This window comes from Roseburia sp. AF22-2LB, from assembly GCF_003461125.1.
In the GTDB taxonomy this organism is placed as follows: domain Bacteria; phylum Bacillota; class Clostridia; order Lachnospirales; family Lachnospiraceae; genus Roseburia_C; species Roseburia_C amylophila.
In genome coordinates, this window is sequence record NZ_QTWM01000003.1 from 13,221 (window position 1) to 38,913 (window position 25,693).

Below are 25,693 nucleotides of genomic sequence, written 5' to 3' on the forward strand. Positions count from 1 at the left end.
TAGTTGAGCGTGTGAAAGAACTGAATAACGATGCGTGGCTCAGCTTGGTAGAGCGCTGCGTTCGGGACGCAGAGGTCGCAGGTTCAAATCCTGTCGCATCGACGAAAAAAACGAGTACACTGTTAGGTGTGCTCGTTTTTTATATGAAGATTTCTACCCAAACATTGTCTGGAATCATCCTGTCATGTTATAATGAGCGTAAGCAAGTCAACATATAAGCGTGATTGGCGAGCTGCAATTGTTTATCAGGAGTTGATTTTCACTTGATAAATGAAATGGTTGGAAAATAATACAATAAAGGAGAAGACACAATATGAGTATGGAACCGGATTTTCTTACTTTGACAATCGGAAAACAGAAAAATATTGCATTGATTGCCCATGATGGAAAGAAAGCAGAACTGATCCAGTGGTGCAAAGACAATGCAGAAATTTTAAAGAAGCATTTCCTTTGTGGAACCGGAACAACGGCAAAAATGATTACAGACCAGACGGGACTGCCGGTAAAAGGCTATAACAGCGGTCCGCTGGGCGGAGACCAGCAGATTGGTGCTAAGATAGTAGAGGGAAAAGTAGACTTCGTGATTTTCTTTTCAGATCCGCTTACTGCAGCACCTCATGACCCGGATGTAAAAGCGCTGCTTCGTATTGCACAGGTATATGACATCCCGATTGCAAATAATAAGGCAACTGCAGATTTTATGATTCATTCCGAGTTGATGGATGAAGAATATAATCACAATGTGATTAATTTTAATAAGAATATCAGACAGCGGGCATCGACGATAAAGTAATGTCAGCTAAACTACGAGAAACACGCAAAGCGTGTTTCTCACATAAAAAGGAGAGGCGGTGTGAATACTCACACCGCCCCTTTTTCCTTTTAATTATCCTGGTATTATCCCTCAATGGAAATATATTTCTTTTCTTCCACAGCAGGTTTTACTTCTTTCTTCGGAACGGTCAGAGTCAGGATACCATTTTCAAAACCGCCTTTGATGTCATCCTGAGTAACGCCATCTCCGACATAGAAACTACGCTGGTAAGAGCCATAGTAACGTTCTTTACGGATATATTTGCCATCTTTGTCTTTTTCGTCCTTGTTGTCCTGGTGTTTGGCATTGACGATGAGGTATCCGTCTTTCAGCTCAGCCTGGATATCTTCTTTCTTAAAACCTGGAAGTTCAAATTCCAGTTCATATCTGTCGTCAAATTCCTTAACGTCAGTGTTCATGGCAGCGCGGTTGTCTGCAGCAGGAGCATTGTAAGCTCCGAATGGAAATACATCATCGAATATATCATCTACAAAGTTGTTTGAAAAAATACTTGGTACTAACATAAGTCATTCCTCCTGAAATAGTCTATTGTAATTAGTAATAATGTTTCTTGCTTCTGTGAGCTTCTCTGGCTTCCTCAACAGCCTCATGGTCGGCTACATTAATTTTAGCTTTTACTTTCTTCTTTTTTAATGGATGTTTTGGATTTTTGTCTGACATAATAACATGCTTCCTTTCTTAATCTGAATCAGATACTATATAAAGTTCTGTTATCCTTCAATGGCGATGTACTTGTGGTCTTCCACAGCAGGTTTTGCTTCTTTCTTCGGAACGAAGAGTTTTAAAATACCATGTTTAAATTCGCCTTTGATATCCTCTTCGGTAATGCCATCACCCACATAAAAGCTTCGGCTGCAGGCTCCGGAATAACGTTCCTTACGGATATATCTGCCGGATTTCTTATCCTCATTTTTTTCATCCAGGCCTTTGGCAGCGCTGATGGTCAGGTAACCGTTCTCTAAGGAAGCACTTACTTCGTCTTTCTTAAATCCAGGTAAATCGATTACCAGTTCATAACCATTATCTTGTTCCTTGATATCTGTCTTCATCAGACGTGCGGCTCTACGACCGTAAAGTTTTTTCTCAGTTTTTTTCATATCCATGTTATCGTCCATCCATGGAAAATCCTCAAAGAAGTCATCAAATAAATTCTCTCCAAAAATACTAGGCATCAACATAAGTCATCTCTCCTTTTTTAATAAATCATTTTATGCTTGTTTACCTTGTTTCTTTGGAACCGGGATGTTTTAGGAACTCTTTTTTTGTTCCTCTCCTTTGTTCTGACTACGTTATAGCACCAATTATTAGCACTGTCAAGATGTGAGTGCTAATAAAATTGTGAAAAATTTGTGAAAAAACACAAATTGTGCAAAAACAAAGAAAAAACATGGAAATGCACTGTAAAAACAAATGAAATATAAGGAGATATAATGCAGAAATATAGGGGGAAATAAGGGGTAGCATGATAAAAAGGAAAGAATATTGCAGGAACTATGAGACTGTGTTATGATTTCTATAACTTTGCGTCATGGAAATTATGAGTTTAGGAGAAAAAACAAAATGAAGACACAGAATGAGAAAAGAAGTACATTTTCGGGGAAGATAGGGTTTGTATTATCAGCAGCAGGCGCTTCTGTGGGACTGGGAAACATATGGAGATTCCCATATCTTGCGGCAAAGTATGGGGGAGGAATCTTTCTGCTGATTTATATTATACTTGCACTGACTTTTGGATATACGATGATTATGGCGGAGACTTCTATCGGAAGAATGACGAAGAAGAGCCCGGTGGGAGCATATCATACCTTTGGAAAATCCCGCTGGCTCTCTTTCGGTGGCTGGATAAATGCGATTATTCCGGTTTTAATCGTGCCATATTATTCTGTAATTGGCGGCTGGGTAATGAAATATCTGGTGGAATATATCAGGGGAAATGGCAGTAAACTTGCATCGGATGGATATTTTTCCGATTTCATTTCCAGCGGACTTTCCACAGAAATCTGCTTTGCTTTTTTTGCAGTATTTACGTTGGGGATTATCTTTGCCGGCGTCCGGAATGGTATTGAGCGGGTATCCAGATTTATGATGCCGGTGCTGGTTGTTCTTTCTATATTAATAACGATTTATTCTGTGACAAGACCCGGAGCTTTAGAAGGAGTAAAATATTTCCTGGTGCCAAATGTAAAGAATTTTTCATGGATGACGGTAGTAACAGCCATGGGACAGATGTTTTATTCCCTGTCCATTGCCATGGGAATTCTCATTACTTTTGGTTCTTATATGAAGAAGGAAGTTTCTATTGAGGAGTCCACGAAGAACGTGGAAATCTTCGATACAGCGATTGCCATGATGGCAGGGCTGATGATTATTCCGGCAGTCTTTGCATTTTCCGGTGGAAATCCGGAAACACTGCAGGCGGGGCCATCATTGATGTTTATTACGATTCCAAAAGTATTTGACAGCATGGGGCTTGGAACCGGAGTCGGAATTTTGTTTTTTGTACTGGTGCTGTTTGCAGCAATAACAAGTTCTATTGCATTAACGGAAAGTGCAGTATCGACTTTTGAAGATGAACTGGGCTGGGAAAGACGGAAAGCAACGGTAATTGTCGGCATTGTAATGCTTCTTCTGGGAAGTCTTTCCACACTGGGATATGGACCATTGGCGAACGTAAAAATTATCGGAATGCAGATTCTTGATTTCTTTGATTTCCTGACGAACTCCGTGATGATGCCGATTGCGGCTATTGCAACCTGCCTTCTGGTATCAAGAGTGGTGGGAGTGCAGCGGATTGAAGAAGAAGTAACCCGGGGCGGCAGCCCGTTCCGCAGGAAAAAGATATTTACAGTGATGATAAAATACCTTTGTCCGATCTTTGCAGCGATTATTTTAATCAGTTCCATAGCAAATGCTTTCGGCTGGATTCAGATGTAATGAATGACAAATTAAGAAAATACAGAAATGCAACTACGAGAAACACGCTTTGCGAGTTTCTCGAGTTATCGCGGTGCTCGTCAAATCTGCATGCAAGCATGCGATTTTTCTCGCTACTCGCGTAATCAAAAAGAGCGTTCTTTCCTAATTAGGAAAGACGCTCTTTTTGGACAGAATCATATTATGAATTTGCCATATCCTTAACGGCATTCAATGCCTTCTGGACTGGTGGCAGACAGATAATGATTAATGTAATAAGTGCTTCTGCACCAAGGTATGCACCGTTGTAAGCAAGAGAGTATACCACTGCATTCGGGAATTCTTCCGGAGCATACATGCCGAAGAAAATCCAGCCGGAAAGGAATGCGAAGAAGTATCGGCCTAATACACCAGCGATATAACCTTTGATAAGTCCATGTTTGGATTTGCTGAAAAGTCCGGAAAGTCCTAATGCACCAAAGGCGAAGAGGTAGTCCACTAACATCTGTGGAACACTGATGATGTAAGGGTCAACGACTAACTGCAGAATTCCGTAAGCAAAAGCTGCGGTTAAGCCGGCACCCAGACCATACCAGTAACCAATCAGAACGATGAATAACATGCTCAGTAAAGTAACGGAACCGCCCATTGGCATATCGAAAAGTTTAATCATGGAAGTTACCATGGCAAGGGCAATTGCCATAGCTGAAAATGCAAGCTGCTTTGCACTGAATTTCTTCTTTCCACCGAAGATAGCACAGCCAATCAGAAGAATGGCAATCATGATGATAACGAGGGCTGTAAAACCTGCGGTGGTAAGCTGGTAAGATGAGCCGTCGTATGTTGCAAAAATTGACATAAAAAAATCCTCCTTAAAGATGATACTCTGCCAGGAGGTTGTATATGTGCTTCCTTACGCCGGTATTATCCGGTTCAAGTAATAAGGGTCAACGCAGATGCGTTTCTCAGCCAAAGGCGCCCCTAGCAAAGTGATATTTTGTTTTCAGTTTGTAATGGTAACAGTGGTAGTATAAAATGTCAAGTGTTAATTTTCTGAAAAAGATTTTCTAAAAAATGAAAAAATCCGCTGGAAAATATAAAGAAAAAGTAACTTCCGGTCGATAAAAGGTTTAGAAGTGTCTTTTTCTGCGCTTTTTTAGAAAAAAGGGTTACTCTTGAATCTGAAAAGCAAAAGGAATATAGTAAAGATAAAAAGATGAGGAAACAACAAGCAACAAGGAGAGGTTCTATGCGTAAGTACAAGGATGTTGGAAAAAGAATACTGGTATTAGTTTTAAGTGTTTGTATGATTGCAGGCGTTCTTCCGGCAATACCGGCAGAGGCGGCGGATGCATTTCCGAGCAATGGAAGCATTACATTAGGAGCGGATGCAAATGGTGCAACTGCAACCGGAAATGATACCTATACTTATACCGGACAGGAGGTTAAGCCGGCAGTTACGGTCCAGATTGCTGGAGAAACTTTGAAAGAAAAAGAGGATTACTCCGTTTATTACCGTAATAATACCAGCGCAGGAACAGCATATATTGATATCGTTGGTATCGGAGACAGCCACAGATGGCAGACCACCAAGAGCTTTACGATTGCACAGCAGAAGTTAAGCTATATCGGTGTTAATTATAAAGGGGTGGAAGGAACCGGTGAAGACGGATATGTATATTATACAGGAAGTGATGTATTACCGACGATTACAGGGGTGTATGGTATCATAAGCGGTACTCCTACCATGGTAAACCTTTCAGCAGATGATTATAACGTAGAATATACATCCGGAAGCAATACCACAGTAGGAACACATTCCTTTAAAATTGTATTAAAGAGCAGCAGTAACTATACATTTTCCGGAACAATTGCAGAGAACCGTTACAATATTTACTATAATATCGGGGCAGATTCTGTAACTGTTTCCAATGGACTGAGTGATTCTACTTATACCGGAACTGCACAGAGACCGGAATTTACACTGGTTGACAGCCAGAACTCCGCAGGAATCCAGGCGTCTGACTATACCACCAGCTGGGCAGACAATACGAATGCCGGAACAGCGAAGATGACAGTAACAGCGAATTCTTCTTCTCTGTACCGGGGCAGCAAGACCTTTAATTTCCTGATTGGCAAGGCAGATTTAAGTGCAGCAGGCATCAGTGTTTCCTTAAAGAGTGATAAATATTATTATGTAAAGAATAGTAAACCGGATATGACCAATGAGGTAGTAGTGAAGTTGAATGGCGTTGAGATTCCTGCCGGCAACTACAACGTGGCATACCGAAATGAAACTACTGCAGGACAGACCGGAACCAATAACCTGATTATTACCGGAACCGGAAATTTAACCGGAAACGCATTTATCAACTTTGAGATCTATGACAAGCTTGGTAAAGCAGTATTGGATAAAAATGAACTGGAATATAATGGAAAGAAAAATGTGCCAAACATTACCGTTTCCAATACATCCGGTGATGTCATTAGTAATTCCAGATATAAGATTACTTATTATAAAGATGCAGAATATACTCAGGCAGTATCTGAACCGACTTCCATCGGAAGATATTATGTAAAAGTTACCGGTCTTGATTATTATGAAGGAGACCTTGGAACCAAGGCAGAGCCGATTTATTTTGATATTGTAGCAAAATCTTTAGATAAATGTACCTTTAAGCTGGCAATCAACGGAACAGAAGCAGGTGTCATTAATAAAGATACCAGTTATTCCAGTTTCTTTGACGGCAAGAGCAAGGTATTATCCCTGACAGCAACCGATGATGAGGGTAATGCCTTGAAAAAAGGAACGGATTTTGACTATGCTGTTTATCGTGACCCGGAATGTACCGAGCCGGCAGACGATAAGGAAGAGACTACGGGCGTACAGGAACTGATTCATGCAGCAACCTATTATCTTAAGATAACCGGTCTGGATGGCAGTAATTATGCCGGAGGCGAAAGAGTATATACTTATATGATTAAGCCAAAGAACATCAGCCCGACAGATATTGTAATTACAGACCAGACTTATACCGGTAGTGCTGTTGTGCCGGATCCTGCAAATATTACCGTTTATTATAAAGAAGGTAGTAAAAATGTCACCTTGGACAGCCAGTATGTAGAAGTGGTTTCCTGTGAAGATAACATCGAAATTGGAACCAACAATGCAAAGGCTTATATCAGACTGACTGGAGATTATGCACTGGCAGAGGGTGGCGTGAACCGTGGAACCTTCAGTATTGTGCCAAGAAAATTAAATGAATGCGAGTGTAATATCGTTGCAGGTTCTGCAAACTATGATCCGACACAGGTTACCTTTGAATACAATGGCAGCATGCAGGTACCGGCAATCCGTATTACTGATAATAACGGCGCCAAAGGCCTGGTACAGGGCGAAGACTTTAAGGTTACTTATTTTACGGATTCTGCATACAAGAAGGTCATTGCAGAGCCGGTGGACGCAGGTACTTATTATGTATTAATCAGCGGTCTTGGAACTTATGCTAATTTAGGCGGAAGTATCCGTACTTCTTATAAAATCACACCAAAGAACATGAGCACGCTGACCGTAACTGCAAGCAACTGCGGTTATACCGGAGAAGCAGTGGAGCCGGGTATCAGTGTATCTGATGGAAACCGTGTACTGGTTGCAGGCGTGGATTATGAAGTTGAAGGATATTATGACGATGAATTATGTAAACAGGTTTCAGAACATAAGAATTCCGGAAAAGTATATGTCAGAATCAAAGCAGTAGACGGTAAGAATTATACCGGAACCGCAACAACCACATTCTTTATTGGAGCAAATATTGCGACCGTTGTGCCGGCATTTAATATTTCCGGTGGAACCTATAACCGCAATTCCCATAAGGATGAAATGATTCAGGCAATTGAGACAAAAATGATGGATGCAATTCCGGAACCGTCGTCCTATAGCATTTCCTTCTATAGTGATGCAGCACACAAGAATGTTGTAAGCTCTGAGACAAATGAGGCATTTATCAATGCGGGGACGATTTACTTCGTAGTATCCGGCAAGGGTTAGTATTATGGAGATATTTCCGGATATGCAGTCATTGCAAAGAAGGATATATCTGAACTGAATGCAAGAGTAAATGGAACTTATACATATAATGGAATTGAGCAGAAAGTTGTAATTTCTACTACCGCAGACGGAGATGGTGTTGTATTACAGTACCCTACCACCAATGGCTATATTCTGACCGATAAGGAATACAGTATTGAAAGCAGTGAAAATGCAATCAATGCGGGAATTGCAACTCTGACCTTAAAGGCGGCAGAAAACAGCAACTATACAGGAACAACAACCGTAAGCTATACCATTAATCAGAAGGATATCAACGAATTAAGCAAACTCCGGGTAGATGTAAATAGTCCGGTTTATGCCAATAAAGTACTGACTCCTTCCGTAAAAGTAAGCTATGGAGATTCTTCCAGCTTATTGTCAACGAATAAGGATTATCAGTTTGAAGTATATTCTGATGCAGATTTCCAGAATGTTGCAACAGCAGCCGAGAAGACCAATGCAGGAACAACTTATGTAAGAATCCAGGGTATCGGAAATTACACCGGTGTGCTGGAAAGTGCAGATTATACTGCAGATAAGATTGCAGGCTCTAATCAGTTTATTATTCAGCGGAAGAGTATTGATGGTGTAGGCGTATCTTTGCAGGGAATGAGTTACATTTTTAAAAAGAATATTCCGGATTTCACAGTAACACAGAGTTTTCCGAATGAGTCCGGAATTGGAGAATATTCATATACACTGCAGCCTGGCGTAGATTATACCTATACTCCGACCCAGGTAGATAAATTTAAAGTAGGACAGCAGGATATTACCATTGAAGGAACCGGTAACTTTAAGGGAACCAAGAATAGTTACTTCTACTATGATGGAGATATGAATAATTCTGCTGACCAGATTGAAGTGAAGTTAAGCTATGATACCATTGAGTATGATAAGGCACAGGCAGCATCCGGCGGAATGAAACCTACCGTTACCGTGTATGTAAAAGGCAGCGATACCCAGGAACGTCTGATAGAGGGAACACATTACAGCGTGTCTTATAGAAATAATACTGTTCCAGGGCAGGCCAGTGTACTCATTACCGGAATTGAGAAGAATCACTGGGTAGGCAGCTATGTTGCGAATTTTGCAATTACCGGTAAAATTGAAGATGCTGAGATTACGATTCCGGCACAGAAATATACTGGAAGCGAATACAATACAACCACACAGCCAATTGAAAATATGACTGTGGTATGTGATGGCAAGACTTTGGCACTTGGAACAGACTACAACATTAAGAGCATTGTAAACGGTAAATCTGTTTCACTGACTGACCCGACCGTAACGATTGAGGGAACCGGAACTTATTTCAGTGGTGAGAAATCGGCGAAGTTTGCGATTAAATACGACCTGGGCAGTGATGATTTAAGTATTGACTTAGGTGGAGATGTATTCTCCTATACCGGACAGGAAATCAGACCGGTTCCGGTTGTGAAATATGCATTAACCGGTTCTACCTTTGATACCTTGGAAGAAGGAAAAGATTATACGGTAACTTATCGTAAGAATACTGCAGTTGCAGCAGCAAATGGCGAGAACGGACCATGTGTAGTCATTCAGGCAACAGCAAACGGTAAACTGATGGGAACCACCAAGGCGAAAGCATTTACCATTGATTCCATTCATATGGAAGATTATGAGATTACCGGAATTGCGGACAGCTATGTTTATACCGGTAAGCTGATTAAGCCGGATTCTCTGGTCATTAAGAAGATTGGCGGTTCAGAAGTAATTGATCCGGCAAACTATAGTGTGTATTACCAGACGGATGCAGATAATCCATCCAGTGCACCGGCAGGCGCAACCGAGACCATTACCGTAATCGGTAAGGGCAATTACAAGGGAACACTGACTAAGACCTTTACGATTACAAAACGTGATCTGTCTACGGTAAGCAAGACAATTGCTGACGTAACCTACAATGGTGAGGCACAGGAGCCTGAAATTAAATTAACATTTAATGATGAAAATAACAAAGAACAGACCCTTACGTTAGACACAGATTATGTAGTGGATGAGTATCGCAATAATATCAATGCAGCGAACGCCGGCGGGGCAAATGCACCATATGCAGCAATCCACGGTGTGGCAAGCTGTACCGGAACTGCAACGGTAGAGTTTAACATTTTAAAGAAAAATGTTGAGGATTTAGTATACTCTAAAATAGAAGATCCACAGTATGTACCATTAAAAACCAAGTATGAACCGGAATTAAATGTTTACATGACATCCACCAGTGCAGAACCGCTGGTTCGCAATGTGGATTATACAGCAGCTTACTTTAATAATGAAGCTGTAAAAGATGCAAATGGAACTTCCGGACCGTTTGTTCAGATTACTCCGAAGGATACCACCAACTATACCGGAAGCAAGACAATTCCGTTCTCTATTCTGGCAAGGGATCTTTCTTCTGAAAATATCAGCGCGGCGTTATCCGATGCTTCTGATACAGGATTTGACCCGGCAAACCGGAACTATCCTTATATTCAGGGTACTACTTATACACCGAATATCAGCCTGAAAGATAATTCGGAAAATGGAATTGTAGCACTGGTAAATGGAACAGACTTTACTTATGAATATTCTACCAATAACAGTCAGGTGGGAACCGCATGGATTAAAGTAACCGGACAGGGTAACTACAGTGGAACACGAATTGAGAAGTTTACCATCGGTACCTTACTTTCCAATGATACTTTAACGGTAACCGGAATTTCCGATACTGTATATAACGGTCTTGATACCAAGCCGAAGAACATTCAGGTGAAGTTCAATAAGACCGGAAGCTATCTGACAGAAAACGAAGATTACATCGTAAAATACTATATTGATAAAGATTGTACGACGGAAGCAAGTGCCATTGACCTGATTCATGCTGGAACAGTATATGTTGGAATCGTTGGTACGGAAAATGACCAGACCGGATATGTAGGAACAGCTGTATATCCATATCAGATTGCAAGAAAGTCACTTACTTCTGCAGATATTGAGATTACCGGAACCGATAACGTAGATTATACCGGAAGCGAGATTAAACCGGTACTTACTTTAAAAGATACTTCTACCGGATTAACCATTGATTCTTCCCAGTATGAAGTAACTTATGAGAACAACACTGCAATCGGAACCGCAAGTGCAACGGTAACTGCAACCGAAAGCGGTAACTACAAAGACAGCATTACGGTATACTATAAGATTACCAAACATGATATTGGAAATGCTGTGGCAGAAGCAATCCCGGATCAGAAGTATACCGGCAATTACATCCGCCCGGCACTGACGATTTATGACAACGGAAAGCTTTTGGTAGAAGGGAAGGATTATCAGGTTGTCAATGGCAACAACTTAAGGGCAGGAGAGTCATGGGTAGTAATTAAAGGACTTGGCAACTATGATGAGACCAAGCGCGTTTACTTCAATATTGTGGCAAGCCTTGAGGATGCAATTATTGACAGTGTTCCGGAACAGCTTTATACCGGAAGCCCGATATGTCCGTCTATCCATGTGGCATGTGGTGGCAATACCTTAACGCTGAATGAAGATTATGAAACAACGTATGCAAATAATGAGCTGGCAGGCGATGCATCCATTACTGTGCGTCCGCTGACCCAGTATTATACCGGAACAATTGTTAAGAAATTCAAAATCAGCAACAGCTTATCCAAGGCAACAGTTACCGGAATCCCTGCTTCAGAGCAGTATACCGGACAGACTTATAAGCCGGTTCCGGTCGTTAAGATGGGAAGCAAGGTATTAACAGAAGATGTTGATTATACGGTAAGCTACAGTAACAATAGAAATGTGGGAACTGCCAGGGTAATCATTTCCGGTATTGGTGTATACTCCGGAGAAAAAGTTGTTACCTTTGTAATTAAAGAAAAGAGCATTGAAAATTGTACGGTTCTGGCAGTTGCATCACAGACTTATAATGGAAGACTGCTGACTCCGCCGGTTGTTGTCAAAGATGGGACAACAATGTTGAAAGAAAATGTAGACTACAAGCTTTCCTATCGTGACAATTATTCTGTAGGAACAGCTTATGTAACCATTACAGGAATTGGAGACTATAAGGGCAGCGTGACAAAGTCCTTTGCTATCACAGAACCAGTGCTGACTTCTGACGTAATCGTTCAGAGCAGGAATGCAGCAGCAGGAACCTTTGATATTGTTGTGGATGGAGTCCCAAGTTATGTGACTTCTGTTAGTGTTCCGGTCTGGACAAAGGCTGATCAGAGCGATATTGTATGGTATAACGCATCCAGAGTAGATGCAGATACCTTTATCGTGCATGCCAATATTGCAAATCATAAGAATAATGTGGGTGTATATAATATCCATGTATATGTAAGTGGTGGCGGATATAAAATGCGGTGTGCATATGCAACGACTACCGTATTTGGTGCAGGCTATGAAAGGGTCTTTGACTTAAATTATTACATAAAGAATAACCCTGATGTAGCAAAAGCATTTGGCGGCAATACAGAAGCAATTTTTGCACATTTTGTAAATAATGGTGAGGCAGAAGGCCGTCAGGCAATTGCAAACTTCAATGTTGCATCTTATCGTGCCCGGTATGCGGATTTAAGAAGTGCATTTGGAAATAATCTGAAAGCATATTATGATCATTATCGCATCAATGGATATGCAGAGGGACGAGTAGCAACCGGAAGTACAGAACTGCAGAATCCGACAACCGTATACAATGGCGTGGATTACAAGCTGGTATATGACTACAATTACTACATCAACAAATATCCGGATATTAAAGCGGCATTTAATGGTGATGAAAATGCAACCTTACGTCACTTTGTGGAATGTGGTATGAATGAGGGGCGTCAGGGAAAAGCATCCTTTAATGTAGCAGCTTACCGTGCTAATTATGCAGACTTAAGAAGCGCATTTGGAAGAAATCTGAAAGCATATTATATGCATTATATCGGCAGTGGCTATCGGGAAGGACGTAAAGCAACAGGAAATGGCGTGCTTAAGAATCCTGTAACCGTATACAATGGAGTGGATTACAGTCTGGTATATGACTACAATTATTACATCAGCAAATATTCTGACCTTAAGGCAGCGTTTTATGGTGATGATACAGCCGCATTGAGACATTTTGTGGAGTGTGGTATGAATGAAGGAAGACAGGCAAAAGACTCCTTTAATGTGAAAAAATATAAGAATAGATACAATGATCTTCAAAACGCCTTTGGAAATGATTTAAAATCCTATTATATGCATTATATTGGAAGTGGTTATAAAGAAGGACGTAAAGGAAATTAAAAAGTGTGAAAGAAAAGGGATTCTGTTTCGGATGAAAGGAAGGAGCAGAATCCCTTTTTGCTTTACAGGAAATTGCTTTCCTGTAAAGTAAAAAACTCGCAAAGCGTATTTCTTGTAGATTGCAGCCGGTCATACATAAAAAGCTGCCGGCAACAGGTCTGGTATGTAAAAAAATACAATAAATACGCATAAAACCAGGGCTTAACAATTGTAATCCCAAAATAAATCTCTTATACTAGAAACGTAAAATAAGCGTTGAAATTGTATTGATTCAGAAAAACAAGAGGAACGAAGAAATGGCAGCAGATACCAGAGTGGCTGTAATCGGCATTGTAATAGAAAAGGACGAATCCGTCGGAGCATTAAATGAAATTTTACATGAATATGCAGCTTATATTATCGGAAGAATGGGAATTCCATACCGGGAGAGAGGCATAAATATCGTAAGTATAGCAATCGATGCACCGCAGGATACCATCAGTGCACTGACCGGTAAGATCGGAAAATTACCGGGAATCAGTGTAAAAACAGCATATTCCAGTGTGGTGACCAGACATGAAGAATAGAGGAAAAGAATTATTTGATAAGCTGTATCAGGATACTCAGCTTACAGAGACAGAATATAAAGAATTATTAGAACTGCATACCGATAAAGAAATTGCAGAGTACGGCTTTGAACTGGCGAGAAAAAGACAGAAAGAGACCTTTGGAAATGAAGTCTATACCAGAGGACTGATTGAAATATCCAATTACTGTAAGAATGACTGCATCTATTGCGGCATCCGAAGAAGCAATCAGAATGCAGAACGTTACCGTCTGAGTGAAGAAGAAATCCTATCCTGCTGTGAAAGTGGTTATGCATTAGGGTTTCGTACCTTTGTCCTGCAGGGTGGCGAAGACGGCTACTACACAGATGATTTACTGGAAGATTTACTTCATAAGATAAAAGCTGCTTACCCGGACTGCGCCATTACACTGTCCTTAGGAGAGCGGAGCCGGGAAAGCTATGAAAGACTTTACACGGCAGGAGCAGACCGCTATTTATTGCGTCATGAGACCGCGAATGAAGTCCATTATGGGAAGCTTCATCCGGCAGAAATGTCTCTTGCAAATCGGAAACAGTGCCTGTATGCTTTAAAAGAAATCGGTTATCAGGTAGGATGTGGCATTATGGTTGGCTCCCCATATCAGACCATAGACAATCTGGTGGAAGACCTTGTCTTTATGAAAGCATTCAATCCGCATATGGTAGGAATCGGCCCGTTTATTCCGCAAAAGGATACGCCGTTTGGAGAGATGGAGCCGGGAAGTCTTGAAATGACGCTGTTTTTACTGGCAATTATCCGCCTGATGCTGCCGAAGGTATTGCTTCCGGCAACTACAGCGTTGGGAACCATCCATTCAAGGGGCAGGGAGCTTGGCATTTTAGCAGGAGGAAATGTGGTAATGCCGAATCTGTCACCGGTAAAGGTGCGGAAGAAGTATGCCCTTTACGATAATAAAATCTGTACCGGGGAAGAGGCAGCGGAATGCCGTGGATGTCTTGGCAACCGTATGGAATCCATTGGATATAAACTGGTGGTCTCAAGAGGAGATTCGCCATTTATATAAATAAAGGAAATACAAGAGGTATTTCTTAAATCACCATATAATAACCAACGGGAAAGAGCTTCTGACCCGGAAGAAAGGAAACATTATGTATAACAAAGCATCATTAAAGGCAGAAGAATTTATCTGCCACGAAGAGATTGAAGAGACTCTGGCATATGCCGAGGCAAATAAGGACAATCTTGCCCTTATTGACGAAATCATTGCAAAGGCAAAATTACGGAAAGGGCTTACTCACAGAGAAGCATCAGTATTGCTGGCCTGCGAGAACGAAGAGAAAATCCAGGAAGTATATGACCTTGCAGAACAGATTAAGAAAGATTTCTATGGAAATCGTATTGTAATGTTTGCACCATTGTATTTGTCCAATTACTGTATCAATGGATGTGTGTATTGCCCGTACCATGGAAAAAATAAGCATATTGCCCGTAAGAAGCTGACACAGGATGAAGTGCGTCAGGAAGTAACGGCATTACAGGATATGGGACACAAGCGTCTGGCAATTGAAGCAGGCGAAGACCCGGTGAATAATCCAATCGAATATATCTTAGAGTGTATTAAGACCATTTACAGCATTAAGCACAAAAACGGCGCAATTCGTCGTGTTAATGTAAATATTGCTGCAACAACCGTAGAAAATTACCGGAAATTAAAAGAGGCCGGAATCGGAACTTATATCCTTTTTCAGGAAACTTATCATAAAGAAAGCTATGAAAAATTACATCCAACCGGACCAAAGCATGATTATGCATATCATACCGAAGCCATGGACCGTGCCATGGAAGGCGGCATCGATGATGTTGGCTTAGGTGTACTTTTTGGACTGGAACTTTACAAATACGAATTTGCAGGACTTCTGATGCATGCAGAACATTTGGAGGCAGTGCATGGAGTAGGACCACATACCATCAGCGTGCCACGAATCAAACGTGCCGATGACATTGACCCGGATGTATTCGATAACGGAATCAGTGATGATATTTTTGCAAAAATCTGTGCATGTATCCGTGTGGCAGTTCCATATACCGGAATGATTATTTCTACCAGAGAGAGCCAGGCGGTACGTGAGAAAGTTATCCGCCTTGGCGTATCCCAGATTAGTGGTGGTTCCAAGACTTCCGTTGGTGGATATGACCATCCGGAGCCGGAAGACGAACGTTCCGAACAGTTTGATGTCAGTGATACCAGAACACTGGATGAGGTAGTGCACTGGCTGATGGATATGGGTTACATTCCAAGTTTCTGTACGGCATGTTACCGGGAAGGCAGAACAGGAGACCGTTTTATGAGTCTTTGTAAGAACCAGCAGATTTTAAATTGCTGTCATCCGAATGCGCTGATGACATTGAAGGAATATTTGATTGATTATGCTTCTGAAGATACCAGAAAAATCGGAGAAGCGTTGATTGCTAAGGAGATAGAGAAAGTACCAAATGAAAAAACAAGAGAAATTGCAAAACGTCATCTGAAAGAAATTGAGGAAGGACAGCGCGATTTCAGATTCTAGGAGGTCTTTAGCGATGTCATTGAATGAAACACCAAGTGCAAACCGGATACATATCGGTTTTTATGGCAAAAGAAACAGCGGAAAATCTTCTCTGATTAATGCATTTACCGGACAACAGGTAGCAATTGTATCGGATGTGGCGGGAACGACAACGGATCCCGTCTACAAAGCGATGGAGGTACATGGCATCGGCCCCTGCGTATTTATTGATACAGCCGGGGTTGATGATGTGGGTGAGTTAGGAAAAATGCGTGTGGAGAAGACGGAAAAAGCTGCAGAGAAAACGGATATTGCAGTATTGCTGTTTTCAGGAGAAGAATATAGCGCAGAGTTAGAATGGTTCCGTTATTTTAAAGAGAAACATACGCCGATTTTGTGTGTATTGAGCAAGGCGGATACTCTGACCGGTTCAGATGCTATAGCTGCACAGCTTAAGGAAGAGACAAAACAGGAAATTCTTGTTATCAGCTCAAAAAACAAAGAAGATATAGAAAAATTTAAAGAAGAATTAATAAGACTTGTGCCGGATGATTATGGCGAAGAAACCATAACCGGAGCATTGGTAGAAGAAGGAGATTTGGTTCTCCTTGTTATGCCGCAGGATATACAGGCACCGAAAGGCAGACTGATTCTGCCACAGGTACAGACAATCCGGGATTTGCTGGATCATAAATGTCTGGTCATGAGCTGCACAACGGATAAACTGGAAGATACACTGGCAGCACTGGCGCGACCACCGAAGCTTATTATTACTGACTCCCAGGTATTCCGTACAGTATATGATAAGAAGCCACGGGAAAGTCTTCTGACCTCATTTTCCGTATTGTTTGCAGAGTACAAGGGAGATTTCGCTTACTACAAAGAGAGCGCAGCAGCCATTAGCAGTCTTACGGAAGAATCAAAGGTACTGATTGCAGAATGCTGCACCCATGCACCACTGAAAGAGGATATCGGCAGGGAGAAAATTCCGAATATGCTGAGAAAACGTATCGGAGCAGGACTGACAGTGGATATCGTCAGCGGAACAGATTTTCCAAAAGACTTATCTAATTATGATTTAATAATTCAGTGCGGAGCCTGTATGTTTAATAAAAAATATGTCATGACGAGAATTGAACGTGCAAAAGAACAGAAAGTTCCAATGAGCAACTATGGTGTTGTCATTGCGTATCTGTCTGGAATTCTTGATAAAATCAGCTATTAGAAATGAGGAAAGGAAGCGTAACTATGTCAATCGAACGCGCAAGAACATATTTAAAGAAATTTGGAATGGAGGAGCGGATTATGGAGCTGGCAGAATCCAGTGCGACAGTGGAACTGGCAGCAGAGGCACTTCATTGTGAACCAGAGCGTATTGCAAAGACGCTTTCTTTTCTGGTGGGAGAACAGCCGATTCTGATTGTAGCTGCAGGAGATGCCAGAATCGACAACCACAAATATAAGACAACCTTCGGAACCAAAGCAAAAATGATTCCGGCAGCGGCAGTGGAAGACTATATCGGACACGCCGTTGGCGGAGTCTGCCCTTTTGGAATCAAAGAGGGTATAAAAGTATATCTCGATGAAAGCCTGAAAAAATTTGAAACAGTATTTCCGGCATGTGGCAGTGTAAACAGTGCCATTGAGCTGACAATTCCGGAACTGGAGCAGTGCTCCGGATATTCAGAATGGGTTAATGTCTGCAAGGAGGAGTAACAGCTATGACGCAATTACTGTTGGCAATTATTTATCTTGCGTTTATCAGTCTGGGACTGCCGGATTCCCTACTGGGATCTGCGTGGCCAACCATGTATATACAATTTGATGTGCCAATTTCCTATGCCGGAATTATTTCTATGATTATCGCCGGCGGCACAATCATATCCAGTCTGCAGAGTGACCGATTGACGAAATGGCTTGGAACCGGAAAAGTAACTGCAATCAGCGTAGCTGCAACGGCGGTGGCTTTGTTTGGATTTTCTTTTTCCCACTCCTTCTGGGCATTGTGCCTGTGGGCAATTCCTTACGGACTTGGAGCAGGAAGCGTGGATGCCTCTTTGAATAATTATGTTGCACTGCATTATAAGAGCCGCCACATGAGCTGGCTGCATTGTATGTGGGGCGTGGGTGCCACAACAGGCCCTTATATTATGGGGATAGCATTATCTGCAGGACATGGCTGGAATATGGGATATCGATATATTGGTATTATACAGGTGATATTAACTTCTGTTTTAATATTTAGTCTTCCGTTGTGGAAAGGAAGGACAGAAGAGACTGAGGTGGAAGAACTACAGACAGACCAGGCAGAAAACGGAAAGAAGGTTTTATCGGTTCGCGAAATACTAAAGATTAGCGGAGCCAGGGAAGTAATGCTCTGTTTCTTCTGCTACTGTGCATTGGAACAGACTACCGGATTATGGGCAAGCAGTTATCTGAGCTTACATAAAGGGATACCGGCGGAGACTGCGGCAGCATTTGCAAGCTTATTTTTTATTGGAATTACTGTAGGGCGGGCTATAAGCGGCTTTGTTACGATGAAGTTAAATGATATACAGATGATACGACTGGGGCAGGGAATCATCGTAGCTGGAATCGTGGCAATGATATTGCCGGGAAGCAATATACTGGCAATGGCAGGATTGGTTCTTATCGGATTGGGATGTGCACCGATTTATCCATGCGTCATTCATTCTACTCCGGCTCATTTTGGGGCAGACAAATCCCAGGCAATTATAGGTGTGCAGATGGCATTTGCTTATATCGGAACCATGCTTATGCCGCCGCTGTTTGGGATGATTGCCCGTGGAATTTCGGTGGCACTGCTGCCGTTTTATTTATTTGCAATACTGGTTGTAATGATAATCATGCATGAACTTTTAACAAAGAAAACGGCATAAGCGTCGGAAAAGTACAGCAGAGGAAATGGGAGAGTATGATGTTTCAGTTACTTGAACTAATCGAAAATGAAGAGGACAGGGAATTTTGCAGAAAGCTGAGTGAGCAGTTTGACTCTGCAATGTACCATGTGGCATATGGAATTTTAAAGAATTCTGCAGATGCGGAAGATGCTGTGCAGGAAAGCTATATTGCAATTATAAATAATTTAGATAAAATTTCTCGTGAAAACTGTCATAAAGCGTGGAACTATATTGTTACTATAGTTAGGAGCAGAGCAATTAATGTATATCGTAGGCGGAACCGCGAAAGCAAAATGGACGAGGATACGATTGAAAATCTGCTGCAGGAGTCTCAGGGAGACGGAGAAATCTTTGAACTTCCGGATGGCAGCAGCATGTCAGAACTTATCGGCAGAATGAAATATCCATATAAGGACGTATTATATTTACGATATTATAATGAATTGAGCTATGAAGAAATTGCAACTGCTCTTGACACAACAGTTGACAATGCAAGACACATTTCCAGCAGGGCAAGGAAGAAACTGCAGGAAAAGTTAGAGAAGGGGAATTCATTATGACAGAACAGGAACTGAAGGATGCCATCACATCGGCGTGTGAGGCAGATTATAAGCACGCAATGGCTGCACCAAAGCATCGCTTTTCAAGGATATTTCGAAAGAAAATAAAAGTGCTGCTGCAACCGGGCATGGGAAAACGCACGATACCGGCACTTTATCCGGTGCATGGCAGACGGCGCGTCATTGTGGTTGTGGCAGTACTGGTATTGCTTCTCGGAACAACTGTAGCGGGCAGAAGCTTTTTCCAGAGCCTGCTTGGAAAATATATTCTGACTGGCTATACTGACCATGTGCAACTGAATCTGGGTGAACCGGAGAATCTGGAAATGGTGGCAATAGAGGACAACGCAAAGAACACAGCGGAGATTGGAGCTGAACCGGATTCGGAGGAAAATTTCGAATTTGTCTGCAAGAAACCGCAGTGGGTGCCAGAAGGGTATACACTGGAAAGGGAGGCATATTACGAAGATATAGGAGAATGTGTACAATGTTATATGGGGAACAGGGGAAAATCTCTGTGGTATCAGCAAATGCGCAATGATAGAGTGGATAATATAGGAATCAGTTCTAGTGGAAGTGAGCAGCAGGAAGTTATGATTGAGGATGTCAAAGGATACTTTATTCCAGATGACGCATTGAATGAAGAAAGAGGAAATCTTGTTTGGAAAGATGGAAAGTATCTTTATCTGATTGCAGGAGGTTTGACGAAAGAAGAGTTAATCAGGATGGCAGAAACAATAAAATAGTAAGTGAAATGAAATATTATTACAAAAAATAAAAAAATTGGAAAAAACTGTCATAAAACCTCTTTGTCATTTGTTACATAAGTAGAACAGGTGGAAAGGAGGTTTTGTAATGGAAAGAAAAACATTAAAAAAGAAAATCCTGGGTATTTTTTGCACGCTATGCCTTTGTATATGTATGGCAAGCAGCAGTGCGATAGTGTATGGTGCAGATTTGGATAGCTGTGTGGACAGAATCGCAGAAGCAAGATATGCCAATATTTCATCCTATAATACGGGATTAAGGCTGGATGGCTCTATGTTTAAGGCACATGCGGCTGTGTATGCAAAAGCAAAAGCATCCATATCAGTTACCATGACATTACAGAGACAGTCCGGTACAAGATGGTCGGATGTAACAAGCTGGTTTGATTCAACAACAGGTTATGATTTGGTTTTGTCCAAGAGTTACGTCGCTGGCACAAGAGGAAATTATCGTGTGCGTGCAGTTTATACTGTGAATGGTGAAACAATAACAACATATAGCAGTACAGTCACCTATTAGCAACAAAGGGAGAAAGTTATTTCGAGATATAAGAATGAACAGAAAATACGGGAGAAAAGCACGAGAGGCATGAGCAATATTTATATCGACGGTAAAATCGGTATATCAGAGGATGAAAAATGAACATATTCACAATCAAAATCATAGCATTAATCTTGATGCTGATGGACCATATAGGCGAGTTCTTTCCGGACTCGCCTATATGGTTTCGGTGGCTGGGAAGATTAGCAGCACCGCTGTTTTTCTATGCACTGGCGGTGGGGTTCCGTCATACAAGAAATCGAAAGAAATATCTGTTGCGCCTGTATCTGGCGAATGTCGGAATGGTATTTTTTAATCAGATTATGTGTATGCTGCAGAGAAAACTGGACTATGTGGCGTATCAACCGAAAAATCATAATATATTTACAACCCTGTTTTGTGCGGGAGTGCTTATCTGTATATGGGAAAGCCGGAAAGAGAAGAAAAAGTTTTTTACATACATTGGAATATATATCTTCTGGCAGGCTATGGTAATGGGACTTGCAATTCTGGCAGAGGCGTTTGATTACGTATGGCGCGGTAATGCACTGTTGCAAACAGTCTTGCGGACAAATTATATTTTCCCACTACTGGGTGGAATCTGGGATGCGGAAGGCGGCGTGTTCTTTATTGTGCTGGGAATATGGCTGTATTGTGCAGTAGAGAAAAAGGGGAAGCTTGCGCTGCATTATATCCTGTTCTGTGGGGCATATATGTTTATGTGTCAGGGAGATATTCTGTATCGGATTATGAGCAGGTTTTCTTTTTGGGGCTATCATAAATTAGCGGATGTCATATATTTTGGCAGTTCGTTTGTGGGTATTCCTCTTGGAACATCGGATTTATCCCTACTTACGGAGTTCTATCAATGGATGATGATAGGCGCATTGCCAATTATGCTGGCGTGCAACGGAGAGCGTGGCAAAAGCCTTAAATGGCTGTTTTATGCGGCATATCCGCTGCAATTTCTGGTATTGTATGGCATAAGTTATTATAAATAAGAAAGGTATATCGGCTGCTGCCGGTATACCTTTTTTGCGAGAAATTCGCAAAGCGTATTTCTTACATTTTCCGGTATCTGCTAAGGAAACAACAGGGAAACTGTTTCGTTAATAATTCACAAAAATTTCCTCTTTGTGCACATTGATAAGAAATCACTGTGAAACATCTACAAAAAAACCAAAACAAATTAGTAAAAACCACCATAAAATAAGGGAAAACGATTACCTAAATAAGAATTGACCGACAATTTCGGGTGAAATATAATCAGCTTATCAAACAAAAAGCGCGCAGATTGTTTTGGAAGATACTGATGAAGGATGTATAGGAGGAATGTTTATGAGTAAAGTGATGAAAAAAATAATTGCATTTTGCTTTATGGCAGTATTGACGATAGCCATGATACCGCAGACAATAAAAGCAGACGAAGCAACGGATGCAAAGAAAGCAGTATATGTACAGGTGCCGCAGGACTGGGAAAATCCATGTGTCTGGGCATGGGATGATGATGGAAATAATGCATTTGAGGCGTGGCCGGGCGAAGAGATGGAAGCAGACAGCGCAAATGAAGGCTGGTATTACATCTGGGTTCCAACCTGGGTAAATCATGTGATTGTAAATGCCAATGATGGAAATGTCCAGACTGCAGAGCAGGTACTGGATGGAGAAAAAGACTGCTGGATTACCGTAACAGATGCAGATAATGCAGAAGTAACCTATGACAAGCAGACCACCGGTGAGACACCGGAATATGTGGAGAAATTTGCAATCCATGCAAAAGTAGATGCAGGCTGGGAAAATCCTTGCCTCTGGGCATGGTCAGCACCGGATGGAACTAACGCATTTGAAGCATGGCCGGGCATGGAAATGAAGCAGGATGACAACGGCTGGTATACCGCCAAAGCTCCAATCTGGGTAAATTCTATCATTGTCAATGCCAACGAAGGAAGCGTTCAGACCGATGACATTTCTATTGATGCCGCAGAAGTCTGGGTAACAGTAGATGCAGACGGAAAAGCAGATTTTAGTTATACAGACCCGGATAAAGCAGAGGTAGCAAATATAACCGTACATGTAATCACACCGTCTGACTGGGATGCACCTTGCCTTTGGGCATGGTCGGCACCGGACGGAACCAATGCATTTGCATCCTGGCCGGGCGAAGCCTTAGAAGAAGGCGAAAATGGATGGCTCATAAAAGAAGTACCGGGCTGGGTAAATTCCATTATTGTCAATGGAAATGAAGGAAGTGTTCAGACCAGTGATATTTCTGTGGATACAGGAAAGGATATCTGGCTTGTGGTAAAAGATGCCGATAACTTTGAAGTAAGCTATGAAGAGCCACAGGTAGATGTGGCAGCAGAACCGGCAACCGAAGCTCCGGCAGAGACAGCAGAAGCAGGAAGCAACAATACTGCTCCGATTGTAATCGGCATTGTGGTTATTGCTGCAGTAGTTGTAATTATAGTGGTTGTAGCAAAGAAAAATGCAAAAAATAAATAAAGATTAAATAAATAAGAAACAAGAAAAAGTCACAAGTAAAAGACAGGAGGACAGAAGTGAGAAGAAGAGTTAGAAGTAAATTGATGTCAATGGCACTTACACTTACCATGGCAGCAGGATTGTTAAGCGGCTGTGGTGGAAACAGCGTGTCAGAGACGGATAAGACTACCATAACAATCTGGCATGATAAAGAAGATGCAGTGGCGGAAGTCCTTCAGAAGAAACTGGAGGAACTGGAACCGGATGTACATGTTGTGCTGGAGAAGAAAAGTGATTTGACAGAAAGCCTTAAGATGGTGGGAAGTGACCCGAAAGCAGCACCGGATATGTATTTCTTTGCCCATGATAAAATTGGAGTATATGCAGAGATGGACATTCTTGCACCGATTACAGACATTATCCCGGAAGAGGAGCTGGATGTATATATGGATAATACCTTAGAGGCAGCAACCTACAAGGGAGAAATCTATCAGCTTCCTGTCTATTACGAGACTTTGTTATTCATGTATAACCGGCTTTATATGAAGGATGATGAAGTGCCGCAGACTACGGAAGAACTGTATCAGTATATGCAGAATAACACTGCCGGCGGACATTATGGCTTTGTGGAACAGCACAGTACGCCATACTATGCAGCAGGCTGGATCAATGGCTTTAACGGTACGATTCTCTCAGCTGATGGCACACCGGGGCTGGATTCCAAAGAAACCATTGCAGCCCTGGAATATCACAAGAAATTTGTGGATTTGATGCCGGGCGAGACGGAGTATGCAACGGTAAATACCCTGTTTAAAGAAGGTATGGCACATTCTACCATTGCAGGGCCTTGGCTGGTGCCAACCGTAAGAGAAAGCGGAATGGACGTTGGTGTGGCAGCAATGCCGGTAATTGACGAGACCGGAAATCCGATTTCTCCATATATGGGAGTGCAGGGAATTCATGTGCTGAAAAATGCTGCAGAAAATAAGAAGGATGCGGTAGAAAAAGTACTTCGTGCCCTGATGGATCCGGAAGTAGAGGTGGATCTTGCAAAAGCAAGCGGCTGTGCACCGGCGATGGAAAGCTGCTATGAAATGGATGAAATCACATCAGATGAAGTGGTTATGGCAATGCACGATACCGCAGAACATGCAGTACCGATGCCGAATATTCCGGAAATGGATGTAATGTGGACGGTGGTTGGTAATCTTTTAACCGATGTCAACATGAGTGGAAAAGATGTGACAGAAAGTGCAGAGGCGGCGCAGCAGGAGGCGTTGCAGTTGATTGAAAGTATGAGGTAACAAATTGAAGAAAAATAAGAAAAAAGAAATCCTGTTTGCCTATTCCTGGTCGGCACCATCCCTGATACTGATTTTGCTCATCGTAATCTTTCCAATCCTGTATACCGGGTACATTTCACTGACCAATATGAATGTGTATCACTGGAATAATTATGAACTGATTGGACTGAAAAATTATAAGGATGCCCTGCTGGTGCTGGATAATGGCTTTATACAGGCATTTCTGGTAACGATTTTATGGACAATTATAAACATGGTGTTGCAGCTTATCATAGCATTCTTGCTGGCAAATCTGCTGAACCTAAAGCGGCTCCGCCTGAGAAATCTATATAAGACGCTGCTGATTTTCCCCTGGGCAATGCCGGGTTATGTATCCATTCTTCTGTGGAAAACAGGAATGTTTAACTCCCAGTTCGGTTTGCTCAATCAGTGGCTGGCAAAGTACAACATCGGGCCGGTAAAATGGCTGGGCAGCGATGGTATGGCATTTTTATGCTGTACCACCGTAAACCTCTGGCTGGCACTTCCATTTATGATAACGATTATGGACGGTGCATTGCAGAGTATTGAAAAGAGCTTTTACGAAAGTGCTGTTTTGGACGGAGCAACCTGGTTACAAAAAATGTGGTATATTACGATTCCGATGATTAAGCCAATCATTGCACCATCGGTTGTAATTACAACATTTACCACCTTTAAGCAGTTTGATATCCTGTTCCTGCTGACACAGCAGGTGGGTGCCAAGACCGGTTCGAATCTGCAGACAATCCTGACCTATGCCTATGAAAAGGCATTTATAACGAACAATTACGGCTACAGTTCTGCAATTTCCATGATAATATTTGTCATTCTGATTGTATTTTCTGTGCTGACCAATATGAAGCCAAAGGAGGAGACGGACTAA

Annotated in this window: 21 protein-coding genes, 1 tRNA gene and 1 riboswitch; of the genes, 18 read left to right on the forward strand and 4 right to left on the reverse strand. The window is 41.8% G+C overall.

The window, feature by feature from the left end:
- Positions 1-28 precede the first annotated feature (28 nt).
- Both DWX96_RS05450 and DWX96_RS05455 read left to right on the forward strand, forming a co-directional pair.
- Positions 29-102: transfer RNA gene (locus DWX96_RS05450), tRNA-Pro, on the forward strand.
- A 217-nt stretch (positions 103-319) separates the two neighbouring features.
- Complete coding sequence (locus tag DWX96_RS05455) at positions 320-793, forward strand: methylglyoxal synthase (protein ID WP_117947404.1); 474 nt, start codon at positions 320-322, stop codon at positions 791-793.
- 104 nt (positions 794-897) lie between these two features.
- Here the strand turns inward: DWX96_RS05455 and DWX96_RS05460 are convergent, their stop codons facing one another.
- Genes DWX96_RS05460 through DWX96_RS05465 form a run of 3 tightly spaced genes read right to left on the reverse strand, consistent with a single transcriptional unit; the run spans position 898 to position 2,013 of the window.
- Entirely contained in the window at positions 898-1,338 is a 441-nt protein-coding gene (locus DWX96_RS05460; protein ID WP_118056961.1) for an Hsp20/alpha crystallin family protein, read from the reverse strand.
- A 31-nt stretch (positions 1,339-1,369) separates the two neighbouring features.
- On the reverse strand, positions 1,370-1,495 hold the full coding sequence (locus tag DWX96_RS14740; RefSeq protein ID WP_022242811.1) for a hypothetical protein: 126 nt from the start codon (positions 1,493-1,495) through the stop codon (positions 1,370-1,372).
- A gap of 50 nt (positions 1,496-1,545) precedes the next feature.
- Entirely contained in the window at positions 1,546-2,013 is a 468-nt protein-coding gene (locus tag DWX96_RS05465; protein ID WP_117698326.1) for an Hsp20/alpha crystallin family protein, read from the reverse strand.
- A gap of 382 nt (positions 2,014-2,395) precedes the next feature.
- Here DWX96_RS05465 and DWX96_RS05470 point away from each other — a divergent pair, with 382 nt between their 5' ends.
- On the forward strand, positions 2,396-3,769 hold the full coding sequence (locus DWX96_RS05470; RefSeq protein ID WP_118056962.1) for a sodium-dependent transporter: 1,374 nt from the start codon (positions 2,396-2,398) through the stop codon (positions 3,767-3,769).
- A 181-nt stretch (positions 3,770-3,950) separates the two neighbouring features.
- Here DWX96_RS05470 and thiT read toward each other — a convergent pair whose 3' ends face one another.
- Positions 3,951-4,607, reverse strand: coding sequence for an energy-coupled thiamine transporter ThiT (gene thiT / locus DWX96_RS05475; protein ID WP_118056963.1), 657 nt, complete (start codon positions 4,605-4,607; stop codon positions 3,951-3,953).
- 34 nt (positions 4,608-4,641) lie between these two features.
- A riboswitch (TPP riboswitch) is annotated at positions 4,642-4,741 on the reverse strand.
- Positions 4,742-4,997: 256 nt separating this feature from the next.
- Here thiT and DWX96_RS05480 point away from each other — a divergent pair.
- The 15 genes from DWX96_RS05480 to DWX96_RS05550 all read left to right on the forward strand — a co-directional run bounded on the left by DWX96_RS05480 (position 4,998) and on the right by DWX96_RS05550 (position 25,693).
- Positions 4,998-7,796 carry a hypothetical protein gene (locus DWX96_RS05480; RefSeq protein ID WP_118082974.1) on the forward strand — a complete coding sequence of 933 codons (2,799 nt, stop codon included), beginning with the start codon at positions 4,998-5,000 and terminating at the stop codon, positions 7,794-7,796.
- A gap of 417 nt (positions 7,797-8,213) precedes the next feature.
- Complete coding sequence (locus DWX96_RS05485) at positions 8,214-13,121, forward strand: GBS Bsp-like repeat-containing protein (protein ID WP_118082976.1); 4,908 nt, start codon at positions 8,214-8,216, stop codon at positions 13,119-13,121.
- Positions 13,122-13,417: 296 nt separating this feature from the next.
- Positions 13,418-13,687, forward strand: a complete 270-nt coding sequence (locus DWX96_RS05490) for a TM1266 family iron-only hydrogenase system putative regulator (protein WP_022242806.1) — start codon at positions 13,418-13,420, stop codon at positions 13,685-13,687.
- Complete coding sequence (gene hydE, locus DWX96_RS05495) at positions 13,677-14,732, forward strand: [FeFe] hydrogenase H-cluster radical SAM maturase HydE (RefSeq protein WP_118056966.1); 1,056 nt, start codon at positions 13,677-13,679, stop codon at positions 14,730-14,732. Before DWX96_RS05490 ends, hydE begins: the two co-directional genes overlap by 11 nt.
- An 85-nt stretch (positions 14,733-14,817) precedes the next feature.
- Positions 14,818-16,236 carry a [FeFe] hydrogenase H-cluster radical SAM maturase HydG gene (gene hydG / locus DWX96_RS05500; RefSeq protein WP_117842320.1) on the forward strand — a complete coding sequence of 473 codons (1,419 nt, stop codon included), beginning with the start codon at positions 14,818-14,820 and terminating at the stop codon, positions 16,234-16,236.
- 13 nt (positions 16,237-16,249) lie between these two features.
- Positions 16,250-17,440 (forward strand): [FeFe] hydrogenase H-cluster maturation GTPase HydF, encoded by a 1,191-nt coding sequence (gene hydF / locus DWX96_RS05505; RefSeq protein WP_118056967.1) that lies wholly within the window; start codon positions 16,250-16,252, stop codon positions 17,438-17,440.
- Positions 17,441-17,463: 23 nt separating this feature from the next.
- Positions 17,464-17,931, forward strand: a complete 468-nt coding sequence (locus DWX96_RS05510) for a YbaK/EbsC family protein (protein ID WP_118056968.1) — start codon at positions 17,464-17,466, stop codon at positions 17,929-17,931.
- 5 nt (positions 17,932-17,936) lie between these two features.
- The gene (locus DWX96_RS05515) at positions 17,937-19,115 is read left to right on the forward strand and encodes an MFS transporter (protein ID WP_118056969.1); all 1,179 of its coding nucleotides are present in this window, start codon (positions 17,937-17,939) and stop codon (positions 19,113-19,115) included.
- Between the two features lie 35 nt (positions 19,116-19,150).
- On the forward strand, positions 19,151-19,696 hold the full coding sequence (locus tag DWX96_RS05520; protein ID WP_118056970.1) for an RNA polymerase sigma factor: 546 nt from the start codon (positions 19,151-19,153) through the stop codon (positions 19,694-19,696).
- Positions 19,693-20,442 (forward strand): DUF4367 domain-containing protein, encoded by a 750-nt coding sequence (locus tag DWX96_RS05525; protein ID WP_118056971.1) that lies wholly within the window; start codon positions 19,693-19,695, stop codon positions 20,440-20,442. The genes DWX96_RS05520 and DWX96_RS05525 overlap by 4 nt, the downstream gene beginning before the upstream one ends.
- Before the next feature lie 109 nt (positions 20,443-20,551).
- Complete coding sequence (locus DWX96_RS05530; RefSeq protein ID WP_118056972.1) at positions 20,552-20,983, forward strand: hypothetical protein; 432 nt, start codon at positions 20,552-20,554, stop codon at positions 20,981-20,983.
- Between the two features lie 119 nt (positions 20,984-21,102).
- The gene (locus tag DWX96_RS05535) at positions 21,103-22,005 is read left to right on the forward strand and encodes a TraX family protein (protein ID WP_118056973.1); all 903 of its coding nucleotides are present in this window, start codon (positions 21,103-21,105) and stop codon (positions 22,003-22,005) included.
- Between the two features lie 337 nt (positions 22,006-22,342).
- Positions 22,343-23,506, forward strand: a complete 1,164-nt coding sequence (locus DWX96_RS05540; protein WP_158561818.1) for a starch-binding protein — start codon at positions 22,343-22,345, stop codon at positions 23,504-23,506.
- 56 nt (positions 23,507-23,562) lie between these two features.
- Positions 23,563-24,789, forward strand: coding sequence for an extracellular solute-binding protein (locus tag DWX96_RS05545; RefSeq protein WP_147337967.1), 1,227 nt, complete (start codon positions 23,563-23,565; stop codon positions 24,787-24,789).
- 4 nt (positions 24,790-24,793) lie between these two features.
- On the forward strand, positions 24,794-25,693 hold the full coding sequence (locus DWX96_RS05550) for a carbohydrate ABC transporter permease (RefSeq protein ID WP_117947383.1): 900 nt from the start codon (positions 24,794-24,796) through the stop codon (positions 25,691-25,693).